This is a genomic window from Syntrophomonas wolfei subsp. methylbutyratica, assembly GCF_001570625.1.
GTDB lineage: Bacteria > Bacillota > Syntrophomonadia > Syntrophomonadales > Syntrophomonadaceae > Syntrophomonas > Syntrophomonas methylbutyratica.
Window position 1 is genome coordinate 147,384 of sequence record NZ_BBQT01000001.1, and the last position, 12,795, is coordinate 160,178.

At 48.3% G+C, this 12,795-nt stretch carries 11 protein-coding genes; all 11 read right to left on the bottom strand.

The genetic code is table 11. The features are described from left to right. Positions 1-77: 77 nt before the first annotated feature. The gene (locus tag AWB54_RS00670; protein ID WP_061212721.1) at positions 78-1,283 is read right to left on the bottom strand and encodes a PDZ domain-containing protein; all 1,206 of its coding nucleotides are present in this window, start codon (positions 1,281-1,283) and stop codon (positions 78-80) included. A 44-nt stretch (positions 1,284-1,327) separates the two neighbouring features. Further along, on the bottom strand, positions 1,328-2,494 hold the full coding sequence (locus AWB54_RS00675; protein WP_235811052.1) for a S41 family peptidase: 1,167 nt from the start codon (positions 2,492-2,494) through the stop codon (positions 1,328-1,330). A gap of 222 nt (positions 2,495-2,716) precedes the next feature. Next, the gene (locus tag AWB54_RS16580) at positions 2,717-3,856 is read right to left on the bottom strand and encodes a murein hydrolase activator EnvC family protein (protein ID WP_061212722.1); all 1,140 of its coding nucleotides are present in this window, start codon (positions 3,854-3,856) and stop codon (positions 2,717-2,719) included. A gap of 137 nt (positions 3,857-3,993) precedes the next feature. Then, positions 3,994-4,878 carry a permease-like cell division protein FtsX gene (gene ftsX, locus AWB54_RS00685; RefSeq protein WP_061212723.1) on the bottom strand — a complete coding sequence of 295 codons (885 nt, stop codon included), beginning with the start codon at positions 4,876-4,878 and terminating at the stop codon, positions 3,994-3,996. Further along, a complete protein-coding gene (gene ftsE, locus AWB54_RS00690) occupies positions 4,875-5,555 on the bottom strand; it encodes a cell division ATP-binding protein FtsE (RefSeq protein ID WP_061212910.1) in 681 nt (226 codons plus the stop codon). Before ftsE ends, ftsX begins: the two co-directional genes overlap by 4 nt. Before the next feature lie 79 nt (positions 5,556-5,634). After that, entirely contained in the window at positions 5,635-6,570 is a 936-nt protein-coding gene (locus AWB54_RS00695; RefSeq protein ID WP_061212724.1) for a transketolase family protein, read from the bottom strand. A 44-nt stretch (positions 6,571-6,614) separates the two neighbouring features. Continuing rightward, on the bottom strand, positions 6,615-7,442 hold the full coding sequence (locus tag AWB54_RS00700) for a transketolase (protein WP_061212725.1): 828 nt from the start codon (positions 7,440-7,442) through the stop codon (positions 6,615-6,617). Between the two features lie 42 nt (positions 7,443-7,484). Continuing rightward, positions 7,485-8,589 (bottom strand): peptide chain release factor 2 gene (prfB, locus tag AWB54_RS00705; protein WP_394326487.1). Its coding sequence is split into 2 segments (ribosomal slippage): positions 7,485-8,519 and positions 8,521-8,589, totalling 1,104 coding nucleotides; the frame shifts between segments, so codons are not numbered across the junction. 25 nt (positions 8,590-8,614) lie between these two features. Further along, complete coding sequence (locus AWB54_RS00710) at positions 8,615-9,454, bottom strand: OmpA/MotB family protein (RefSeq protein WP_061212727.1); 840 nt, start codon at positions 9,452-9,454, stop codon at positions 8,615-8,617. A 5-nt stretch (positions 9,455-9,459) separates the two neighbouring features. Next, positions 9,460-10,251 carry a flagellar motor protein gene (locus AWB54_RS00715; protein ID WP_061212728.1) on the bottom strand — a complete coding sequence of 264 codons (792 nt, stop codon included), beginning with the start codon at positions 10,249-10,251 and terminating at the stop codon, positions 9,460-9,462. Then, entirely contained in the window at positions 10,251-12,743 is a 2,493-nt protein-coding gene (gene secA, locus AWB54_RS00720; RefSeq protein WP_061212729.1) for a preprotein translocase subunit SecA, read from the bottom strand. The genes AWB54_RS00715 and secA overlap by 1 nt, the downstream gene beginning before the upstream one ends. Positions 12,744-12,795: the final 52 nt, after the last annotated feature.

Genomic DNA, 12,795 nt, shown 5'->3' on the forward strand with positions numbered 1-12,795 from the left:
GTTCTTTTGCCTGCTTCCTTTTATTATTTATCCCCAACCCAGGCAGGCAAGAGAACCGTCCCCTTGCCTGCCCAGTGTTATTTGAATTTCTCCCATATTTTTTGCAAAATTTCAAATACATTATCTTCTTGCCAGAGTAAATACCTGCGGTTATAGGGGTCGGGAGCAGGGATGATACCCAGCTCTCTTCCTGATTTTTGCTCCAATTGACATGGCATTCTTTTCCCTTCACGCAAAACCTCCAGGCAAACCCGGCCCTGCGAGCGCTCCCATTCTGTTTCCAGGCCGAATAAGCTCCGCAGTTCCTGGTCATTGACCGTCAATATAATATCCCGGGATCTTATTCCCGCCCGGTCAGCCGCCGTTCCCGGGCTCACATCCAGAACCATCACTCCAGATCCGCTTTGCAGGTACAGGGGTGGCTTTCGCCTTTCTTCCCGCTGTCCTAACCATATTACCAGTTCGTGGCCCAGGGGACCGAACAGAGCGGCGGCCAGGCCCAAAGCCTCCCAACGCGAGGCCCCCAGAGCCAACAAAAGCAGAATCAAACTGAAAGCAAAAAGCTTTCCCGCCGAATGACGGATTCGTCGCGCCGGGGTAGTGGTAGTAGTTATTTCCCCGTAACCCAGAATAGCTAAAACCGGGAGCAGGGCATAAGTTTGATCCGGCGATACCGCAGGATAGTCTTTTAGTAAAGGCCACCAGGCCGGCATATCTATTCCACTGCCGGGTTCAATCATACCAACACCGATTAAGGCTACCAGAGGAATAGGCCAGAATTTTTGCAGGTTAAAACCTCCCTGAACCGTGCCGTCTTTTTTAACATAAATCGGAGAAGGATGAAATTTTCCATCGAGCAGGATGAGCATACTTTCAACCATATGCAGCACGGCAATCAAACCCATCAAATGCGGGACATTGATTTCCGGATAGCCGGTAAGCAGGCTGAACAGGGAAAGTATTCCTCCGGCATAAGCAAAGCACAAAAAGCGGGGATTAATGAACATTAGAAGGATAGCCAGCAGCCATAGCTGCGCTATTCCTATGTTGTTGAGGTTAATGCCCAATATAACCAGCAGTATGCTTCCCATTCCTCCCCCCAGAAGCCCCAGGAAGCTTGATAGTAAAGCTGCCTTCCAGCAGCTTTGGCGTCCATTATCCAAAATCCGCCCGGAAAGCTTATCCATGCGTCTATATTGCCAGGCTACAATCATAAAAAGAAAGAGGTATATTAAAAGAAAAAGAGGCGAAGTAAATGTAGTTACAAAAACTCGCCCCATCATCTCTAAAACAGCTAATGATTGTTCCAGTCAAACCACTCCTTTTATCAAGAAGCCTTGCTTACCGGCCCGGCTATCTGCTGTTTCACTATCTCCAGAGCCTTTTGCAGCTGCCGATCCTCTTCGCTATTAGTCTCATTTTTAACCGGGAAGTCCGGGGTTATGCCAATTTCGTTTATATCCGTACCATCAGGAGTAAAGTACTTCTGAGTAGTCAGCTTCAAGGCTCCCCCATTGCCTAGAGGATAAACTGTCTGTACCAGACCTTTGCCATAAGTTTTTTCCCCTACCAGCAAGGCCCGTTTATTATCCTGTAAGGCTCCGGCCAAAATTTCTGAAGCACTGGCGCTATCACCGTTTACCATTACTGCCAGCGGAATATCCAACTTGCCATGACCGGCCTTGTGTACGGTTTTATTGCCTTTGCGGTCGACTACACTTACAACTTCCTGCCCATCCAAAAAAATTGAGGCTATGGCAATGGACGCATCAAAATCGCCTCCCCCATTGTTACGCAGGTCTAAGATCAGGCCCTCGATTTTTTTCTCCTCCAACAGCTCATCTATACTCTCTTTCATCTCCTCGGCGGAATGTGAGTGGAACTGGTTGAGTCCAATATAACCGATACGGGGCTTTTCACTAATTATCTTGTCTTCCACCGAAGGAACATTAATTATCTCACGGATTATGCGAAAATCGTATTCTTTCTTATCTGATTCCCGGTATACTCCCAGGAGCAATTGGGTCCCGGGGTCACCCCGCATCAAATGTACCGCGTCATCTGTGCTCATATTCAACGCGCTCTTGTTTTCGATGCGCAGAATAATATCCCCATGTTTTACCCCCTCCCTATAAGCTGGAGTATCCTTTATGGGTGATACTATTTTCAGGCGGCCTTCATTGTCCTGTAGAACATAAACCCCAATTCCTCCGAACTCCGCTTCCAACCTTTCTCTGAGGTCCTTCCAGGTTTGCTTATCCAGGTATTTGGAATAAGGGTCATGCATGGAATCAACTATCCCCGCCGTTGCCCCTTGAATAAGCTGGCTGCTGTTTACTTCATAGAGAGCCTGGCTCTTAACCAGCCCCAATACGCTGATAAGAGTGCTTATACCGGCGGCATTGGTAATGTAAACATACAAAAGGCCAGCCACAACCAGCATTCCCAGCAGCGCAAAAAAAGTCTTAAAACTATTTACCAATCGGCTTCTCAATTCTCCACCACCATATGCAATTATATTTTAAAACTACATTTAATATGTTACTTCATTAGACAGTTCAATACAATCTTTACGAAAGCTTAGAGATGAAGGATTTAGACCCCAGCTTAACATATATTAGCGCACAAGTAAAAACGGCGGGAGTCCATACTCCTGCCGTTCCCAATAAGCTTTTATGTCTAATAAAATCCGCATGGGCAACACTTGTGGTTTTCCCTATTTTACATAGCCCGCGGGGTCAACCGGACTGCCATTGACCCGAACTTCAAAGTGCAGGTGGGGGCCGGTGCTCCAACCGGTACTGCCCACCTTGCCTATGGCCTGTCCTTTGCTTACCTGCGCCCCTTTCTTCACCAGGAAAGCAGACTGGTGAGCATATAAAGTGGACATCCCGTTTCCGTGTTCCAGAACCGTTACCTGTCCATAACCCGACATCCAACCAGCATAAATAACCTCTCCACTATCGGCAGCCACAATGGTACTGCCCTGGGAAGCGCCTATATCCATCCCGGTATGTAGTTTTCTGGTCTTAAGTATCGGGTGATATCTCATTCCATAAGGCGAAGTTATCTTTTTACAGGAAGGAGTCGGCCAGGTATAGGTTCCGGAGCCAAGCTGAGCCCCGCTGCCACTGGATTGAAGCCTCTTGATCATGGTTTCAATTTCTTGGGAAGCTTTCTCCAGTTCCTCCAGGGCTTGCTGTAGAGCCTTCTTTTCTTTTTGGAGACTATTTAATACTACCGACTTCTGCTCACGTTCCTCACCCAGTATACCCTTCTTTTCTTCCTGGCTTTGCTGAGCATTGAGCAAGTCTTTTCGACCTGCTTCCAGCGATTCTTTTTTCTCGTTCAAGGCTTTTCTCTGTTCATTTATGGAATCAATCAACTCCACATCCTGTTCCACTATGAGGTTTAACATATCATAGCGGGTTAGAAAGTCGTTGATATCAGTGGCCGCTAACAATACTTGCAGGTAGGTCAGGTCTCCCTCTTCATAAATAAAAACCATGCGCTCGCTTAATATGTCACTCTGCTCCGCCAGTTTAGCCTCCATTTCCGTGATATCCTTTTGGGTTTTTGCTATATTGCCCTCCAGAAAACTTATTCGCTCTCCCAGGGTTTTGATTTCATTTTCGGTCCGCATCATATTCTGTTCAATATCTTGCAGCTGCCCCATTATGGTTTTTTCTTTTTTCCGGGCCTGATCTAAATTGCTCTTTTGCCGGTTTATCTGCCGGTCAACATCCTGCAGCTTTTTTTGCTGTTCTTCCAATTCACCGGCTGAAACCGGAAAAATTAAAGCTAAACCCAGGAATAGCGTCAGGAACCAGGCCAGCGTTTTCGTTGCTTTGCTCATTTTTCAAATCCTCCCCTATATATAAACCAGCATCCGCGTTTACTTTCTTACTAACCATCCAAGGGTTGACACGGGAACGGGGTTGTTGATAACTTCCGTCTTCCGTCTTCCGCCCTCCGTCTTCCGATTTCCGTATATCACACATCCAGGAAACGGTTTAACGAGATATAGGTCCCAACGACCCCTAAAACCGCTCCGGCAGCCAACAAAGCTATATAAAGCTGGTTCAAAATGGGACCACCGGTTACCAGGGGAATAAAATATACACTCCCCATATTGCTGACCAGTGAGCTGTAGGCTCCAGCCAACAAAAGGATGGAAAAAAGAGCCCCCAGGGTTCCCAGCAATATGCCTTCAATAAAAAAAGGCCAGCGTATAAACCAGTCAGTGGCACCAACCAGCTTCATCAGGTATATCTCCTTGCGCCGGGCATAAATAGCCAGGCGAATGGTAGTGGCTATCAAAAAAATAGCCCCCAGGGACAGCAATACAATAAAGGCCAGGCTGATAGCCCGCACCCACTTGGTCACAGCGAACAACCTCTCTACTACACCCTGGCCGTAATTCACCTTGTAAACTCCCTCGATTTTTCCCACTTTGCTAGCAATACGTGGTACATCGTGGGGGTTTTTGGCCTTGACTTCGAAGCTATGGGGCAAGGGGTTCTTGCCCAGGGTGGATTTAAGGTCATATTCTTTATTGCCATAACTTTTTTCCAACCGGGCCAGGGCCGTATCCCGGGAAACAAATTTGACGCTCTTTACCCCGTCAAGCCGGGAGATTTGCTCCTCTATCTGCGAAATCTGCGATCTGGTCAAAGCCCGGTCCAAAAATGCCACCATTTCAACATCAGATTCGAGCTTTTTCATGACATTTCCCGCATTTGCCGTCATTAACACGGCCATTCCCAGTATCAATATGCAAATAGAAACGGTGGAAACACTGGCTATAGTCAAAACCTTGTTCCGGCGCAGAGATTTCCAGGCCTCCCGCCAGAAATAAACAACATTTCTCAGTCTCATACGATTGACTCCCCGTTCGGGTTATCCGCAATAACCCGTCCTTTATCCAGCAGAATGACTCTTTTACGGGCAGCCTTTACCAGTTCCCGGGCATGCGTAGCCATGATAACCGTGGTTCCCTTACGATTAATATCAAAAAGAAGCTCCATAATCTCCCGGGAAGTGTCAATATCCAGATTCCCCGTAGGCTCATCGGCTATAAGCAAAAGAGGGCGATTGGCCAAAGCCCTGGCAATACCTACCCGCTGTTGCTCTCCTCCCGATAATTCGCCGGGGAAAGAGTTTTCTTTGCCTTTCAAACCCACCATCTCAATAACTTCGGCTACCCGCTGGCTAATCTCTTTAGGATTGGCTCCTACAACTTCCATGGCAAAGGCGATGTTTTCGCTGGCGGTCTTGTTTTCCAGCAACTTAAAATCCTGAAATACTATTCCTATATTCCGCCGCAAGCGGGGTACTTCACTGCGCTTCATCCGCACAATACTGCGGGAAGCAATAAATATTTGCCCCCGGGTAGGTGCTTCCTCCCGGAAAAAAAGCTTTATCAGGGTTGATTTTCCAGCCCCGCTGGGCCCCATAAGAAAAAGAAATTCCCCCCGTTCGATCTTCAAAGAAACATCATCCAGGGCCTTAACCCCATTGCTATAAATTTTGGAAACATTATAAAATTGCACCAGCATTTATTATCCTCCAAAGACAGAAAAAAACCACCTTCAAAGGTGGTTCTACAAAAAGGACGAAAAATCCTTTTTTCTTTTATTTCTTTTTTAGTAACTTTCGGGCTTTTTCCACTATTTGTTCTACTCCCAGACCATAATACTGCAAAAGTTCCTCCGGGCTGCCGGACTGGCCGAAGAGGTCATTTATCCCCAGGCAAGTCACCGGCACCGGGCAATACTCGCATACTGCTTCACAAATGCTGCTGCCCAAACCGCCTATTATGCTATGTTCTTCCAGAGTCAACAGGGCTCCGCTTTCTCGAGCCTTGCGAATAATCATTTCCTTATCCAACGGCTTGATGCTCAGCATGTCAACAACGGAAACCTCTATCCCCTCGGCGGCCAAGATTTCCGCCGCCTGTAAAGCCTTGCTTACCATGATGCCGCAGGCCATAAGACTGAGGTCCTTCCCTCTGCGTAATTCCACCGCCTGCCCAATGGCAAAGTCCAGCCCTGGATCGTGAACCTGCGGAACGGCCGGTCGCCCCAGGCGCAGGTAGGCGGGACCATCATGCTGGTAAAGCTGAAAAAGGGCCTGGCGGGTGCTTATTCCATCCGATGGTACTATCACCGTCATATTGGGTACACTGCGCATCAAGGCGATGTCCTCCACCGATTGGTGTGAGCTCCCGTCTTCACCCACGGTAATCCCGGCATGAGTGGCGCAGATTTTTACATTTAGCCTGGCATAGGCAATGGAATTGCGTACCTGCTCGAAGGCCCGCCCGGTGGCAAAAATGGCAAAGGAACTGGCGAAAACCACCTTGCCGCAGCTAGCCAGCCCAGCGGCCATACCCATCATATTCTGCTCCGCAATCCCGGCATTTATAAATCTTTCGGGATAGGCCCGGGCAAATTCCACCGTCTTGGTGGACTTGGACAGGTCGGCATCCAAAACTACTATATTATCATATAAGGCCCCCAGCTCCAGCAGGGCCTGGCCATAAGCATCTCTCGTTGCTTGCTTTTTCAAAAATCTTTCCTCCCTAAATTCACTGCAAAATGTACTATTCTGCTTCAGGCCAGTTCCGCCAAAGCTTTCTCCATTTCCTCCCGGTTAGGAGCGGTACCATGCCATTCCACCCGGTTTTCCATGAAAGAGCAGCCCTTGCCTTTGATGGTGTGGGCAATTACCGCAGTGGGACTTCCCTTAAAAGAACGAGCGCTGTTTAAGGCTTCCATAATCTGGCGGTGGTCATGCCCATCAATCTCCAGGATATTCCAACCAAAAGCGGCAAACTTATCCGCTATGGGTTCAGGTGACATGACCTCGGCAATCTTACCGTCTATTTGCAGGCCATTATTATCCACCAGAGCCAGCAGGTTGTCCAAGCGGTAATGGGCGGCGGCCATGGCGGCCTCCCATACCATACCTTCTTCCAACTCGCCATCGCCCAGCAAGGCATAAACCCGGTAATCCCTCTGGTCTATCCTGGCAGCCAGGGCCATTCCCACCGCCCAGGAGATGCCTTGCCCCAAGGAACCTGTACAGGCTTCCACTCCGGCCAGCTTGCGCATATCCGGGTGTCCTTGCAGAGGACTGCCTAATTTGCGCAGAGTTCTCAGGTACTCCCGGGGAAAGAATCCTTTCTCCGCCAGAGCAGCATATAGAACCGGGGCGGCATGACCCTTACTGAGTACAAAGCGATCCCGATCTTGCCAGTCCGGTTTTTGGGGGTCAAGCTTCATTTCCCAGAAATACAGGCAGGCCACCATATCGGCAGCTGACAGGGAGCCCCCGGTATGTCCGGAACCGGCTTCACCCAGCATTTTTATTATTTCCTGCCTGATAATTCCTGCTTTTTCGCTGGTAACGGCCAGCTCTTCTTCACCAATCCTTCTCACATTCCAATCTCCCTTATATTTGAAATTCACTTTATCCAGTCCTTACGGTATTTTGCTCTTCCAATGCAGGCAGGCGAAAATCAAGTCATCCAATTCCCCGTCCAGCACCGCTTGTACATTGCCGATCTCCATATTGGTCCGGTGGTCTTTTATTAGATTGAAGGGGTTTAAGGTATAGGTTCGGATTTGGCTTCCCCAGGCAATCTCTTTATAGTCTCCCTTGATACTCTGCAGCTTATCCTGAGCCTCCTTCTGCTTTAAAGCATAGAGCCTGGCTTGCAATATTTTCATGGCTGCCAGCCGGTTAGCATGCTGGGAGCGCTCGTTTTGGCACTGTACTACAATTCCGCTGGGCAAGTGGGTTATACGAACCGCCGAATCGGTTTTATTGATATGCTGCCCCCCGGCTCCGCTGGAACGATAGGTATCAACGCGTAAATCTTCAACATTGATCAATACCTCGATATCTTCATTTATTTCGGGCAGTACGGAAAGGGAGGCAAATGATGTATGGCGGCGCCCGGAAGAATCAAAAGGGGATATGCGAATAAGGCGATGTACTCCTTCTTCACATTTTAATTTGCCAAAGGCATAAGGGCCCTTGACCAAAAAGGTCACACTCTTGATACCAGCCTCATCACCATCCAGAAAATCTAAAACTTCAGTACTATAGCCGCTGTTTTCCGACCAGCGGCTATACATGCGAAATAGTATTTCTACCCAGTCCTGGGCTTCAGTTCCTCCGGCCCCGGCATGAAGAGAAACGATGGCATTGCTGTAATCATGGGGGCCAGAAAATAAAACCAACAGTTCGAATTCCCGGAATCTCTTCTGCAAAGCCAAAAGTTCCCGCATGCTTTCCTGCCAAAGTACTTCATCATTTTCTTCTTCGGCCATTTCCAGAATGTCATTCAGGTATTGAGCTGTCCCCATCAATTCTTTATAAAGATTAAGGTTTTCCTGGAGCTTGCTGATTTGTTTCAGTATTTCCTGGGCCTCTTTGCGCTCACTCCAAAAGTTCTCTTGCAGGGTCTTCTTCTGCAGGGATTCTATTTTTTTCTCACAGTTATCCAGGTCAAAGAGAAACCCTCATCTCAGATAAACTATTAATTATCTCCCGACAGGTATTCTTGGGATCAATCAGCAAAATCTTCCCCCCTTGATATCAATAATTATTCCTGAGTACCGACCTCTTGTGGGTTGCTTTGAGGCGGTTCAAAATAATCATATTTCTTCTTTAATATTACTATATCCACCCGGCGGTTCATAGCCCGGCCTTCATCGCTATCATTGGCCACCAGGGGACGGTGTTCCCCATAACCTATTATCGACAGGCGTTCCGCTGGAATACGGGCATTCTCGTTTAAAACATGCACCACATTGGAAGCCCGCAAAACGGAAAGCTCCCAGTTGGAGGGGAATTTTCTCGTATTGATAGGCCGGTTATCGGTATGACCCTCCACCCTGATATAATTGGGCAGCTTGAGCAAGGCTCCTCCTATCTGCTGAATGATTTCCCGTGCTCGCGGGGTAAGCTCATCCGAGCCGCTGGCAAAAAGCATGGTATCTTTAAAACTGATTACCAGTCCCCGCTCCTGCTCATAAACTATCAGGCTGTCACTCAAGCGGGTAGTGGAGGTATTCCCCCCCTTCTGGGCCTCACCGTTAGCCAGATCTTCTGCCTTAATGAACTCGGCAATCATCCGTTTAACTTCGTCCAGTTGCCCCTGGTTGTCCGGGATGGTACCCGGCCCTTCAGGCAGCATCTGCCCGGACAGGCCCTCAACCATTGATGGCCCCTGGGTACTAAGGGTGGACATGGCCTGCCCGGTGAGCACCAGGCTCAAAGAATTAGCTACAGCCGCAAATTTCTGGGCGTTAATCTGGCTCATGGAATACATCATAACAAAAAAAACCATTAACAGGGTAATCAAATCCGAATAGGTGATAAGCCAGCGTTCCATGCCACCGTGTCCTTCATCCTGGACTTTCTTTCTTCTACGACCAGCCATCTATATCACATCCCCATCCTGGCTCTTTCCTGTTCTGCCCCCTTTTCCCTGGCATCAGCCGGCAGGAAGGTCATCAGTTTTTCCCGGATGACCCGGGGATTTTCCCCGGCTTGAATGGAAAGGATTCCTTCCAAGACCAGTTCCATCAAGAGGATTTCCCGGCCTGATTTTACCTTTATCTTGGTTCCAAAGGGTATCCACAGGCAATTGGCGGAAGCAACACCATAAAGGGTGGCTAAAAAAGCCACCGCAATAGCACCGGCCAGCTTGTCCGGTTCGGATATATTACTCAAAACATGGATCAATCCCATAACAGTTCCGATTATACCCATAGTGGGAGCAAAACCGCCAGCCGTCATAAATATGTCAACACCTACTTTTTGGCTTTTCTCGTGGGCCTCTATCTCCATTTCCAGCATGCTGCGGGTTAATTCGGGGTCGGTACCATCGATTACCAGCTGCAGTCCCCGAGACAGGAATTCATTATCTATTTCCCCCAGTTGGCTCTCCAGGCTGAGCAGTCCCTCACGCCTGGCCTTGTCCGCCGTTTCCACCAGTGTTTCCATCACGCTAAAATAATCGATTTTCTTTTCGCCAAATACCACTTTAACAAAAAATGGCACTTTCCTAAGCTCTTCCATCGTATAGGATACTACAGTAGCCCCTATGGTGCCGCCAAAGACTATTATAAAGGCGGTATATCCCCACAGGCTGCTCAAATGCGCGCCTTCCAGCAGGAAACCTCCTGCCAGGCCTCCCAGGCCCACTACCAATCCGATAAAAGTAGCTATATCCATTAACTAACCCCTCTCCCACAACATTTCTTGTACTTTTTTCCACTTCCACAGGGACAGAGGTCATTGCGTCCTATCTTTTTACCCACGCGTACCGGCTTCTTCTCTGCCTCTTCCCCCTGGTTCTCAAAGGTTTTTCTTTCCTCCGGCTGTCGAACCACCTTCACCCGGAAGATGTAGCGCACCACATCTTCCTTCATGCTTTCAATCATCATTTGAAAAGCTTCAAAGGCCTCGAATTTGTACTCGATTAACGGGTCCTTCTGACCATAAGCCCGCAAGGAAATCCCATTGCGGAGCTGATCCATGGCATCAATATGATCCATCCATTTTTCATCAATTATCCGCAAGAGGATAGCCTTCTCCAGCTCCCGCATCACCTCGCTGCCCATTTCTTTTTCCCGCTGTTCATAGAGGGTATGCGTTTTTCCCGCCAGGAATGCCGCAACTTCAGTTTTTCGCATTCCCCGCAAATCCTCCTGCTGGAAATCAGGTTGGGGAATGATACTCTGTTCAATATAGGAAAGAAAAGCTGGCAAATCCCACTCATCCGAATATTTTAATTCACCGGCAAACCTCTCCACTGCCTGCTCTATAACATCATCCACCATACTGGAAACGGTTTCTTTCAGATCCTGGCCGAAGAGCACCTTGCGGCGTTCCCCGTACATTACTTCCCGCTGCTGGTTGATAACATCGTCATACTCCAAAACATTCTTTCTTATACTGAAGTTGCGGGCTTCTACCTTCTTCTGGGCACTTTCGATCGCACGGCTTATCATTTTATGCTCAATGGGCATGTCATCATCCATACCCAGGCGATCCATAAGACCTTCAACATTGGCTGAGCCAAAGAGCCGCATCAGGTCATCTTCCAGGGAAACATAAAAACGCGATTCGCCTGGATCCCCCTGGCGGCCGGAACGCCCGCGCAGCTGGTTGTCTATACGGCGGGATTCGTGTCTTTCCGTTCCCAGAACATAAAGACCTCCCAATTCCTGTATTCCTTCCCCCAATACTATGTCGGTTCCTCGTCCCGCCATGTTGGTGGCAATGGTTACCGTTTCCTCCTGCCCCGCCTGGGCAATGATCTCCGCCTCTTTTTCATGGTATTTGGCATTTAATACCTGATGTTTAACCCCTCTTTTGGCCAGCATTGCGCTTAAGTATTCGGACTTTTCCACCGAAATAGTACCCACCAGAACGGGCTGTTTGGCTTGATGCCGGGAAATAATATCTTCTACTACCGCCCGGAACTTCCCTTCTTCCGTGCGATAAACCATATCCGCCTGGTCTTCCCTGATCATGGGGTTGTGGGTAGGAATGCCAACTACATCCATACCATAGATCTTGCGGAATTCCTCTTCTTCAGTTTTGGCTGTTCCCGTCATTCCCCCCAGCTTATGGTACATGCGAAAATAGTTCTGGAAGGTAATAGTGGCCAGGGTTTGGGACTCCTTTTCAATCTTTACTCCCTCTTTGGCCTCAATAGCCTGGTGCAGGCCATCGCTATAGCGGCGGCCAAACATCAAGCGCCCGGTAAATTCATCCACTATTATTACCTGTTCATCTTTAATCACATAATCCCGGTCCCTCTTCATAAGGCTGTGAGCCTTCAGGCCCTGGTTTACATGATGGGCAAGTTCCATATTTTCGGAAAGATTCTCTATGGCAAAATACTTCTCAACCTTTTTTACCCCTTCTTCGGTCAGGGTAACTACATGGGCCTTTTCGTCCACATTATAGTCTTCTTCGTTCCTCAAACGGGGTATAAATTTAGCAATCTGGTAATAAAGGGTGGTAGGTTTGTCCCCTTCTCCCGAAATAATCAAAGGGGTGCGGGCTTCATCAACCAGTATCGAGTCAACCTCATCAATAATGGCGTAATGCAACTCACGCTGAACCATATTGTCCGCAGACACCACCATATTGTCACGCAGGTAATCGAAACCCATTTCGTTATTGGTACCATAAGTGACATCACAGGCATAGGCGGCTTTTCTTTCCTCATAGCTTAAGCCGTGTACAATTAAACCTACCGATAGGCCGCAATATTCCAAAACCGGTCCCATCCAGGCCGCATCGCGGGCCGCCAGGTAATCATTAACGGTTACGATGTGAACCCCTTTATCCTCCAGAGCATTCAAATAGGCCGGCAAGGTAGCCACCAGGGTTTTACCTTCACCGGTTTTCATCTCGGCGATCCTTCCCTGGTGAAGAACCATTCCCCCAATCAACTGCACATCAAAGTGCCGCATGCCTAAAACCCGTCGTGAAGCTTCCCTTACCAAGGCAAAAGCCTCAGGTAATATATCGTCAAGTTCCTCGCCATTCTTTAATCTTTCCTTAAATTCACCGGTTTTTTGCGGAAACTCCTCCTCCGCCAACTTCTGGAACTTTGCTTCCAGGGAATTTATTACCTCCACCGTTCGCCTGAGTTTTCTTACTTCTCTTTCATCATCATCCAAGAGGGATTTCAATACTCTTTTAATCATCTTATATACCTCGCAAAAAAGAAGGAACCATTATGGTTCCTAATATTTTCAT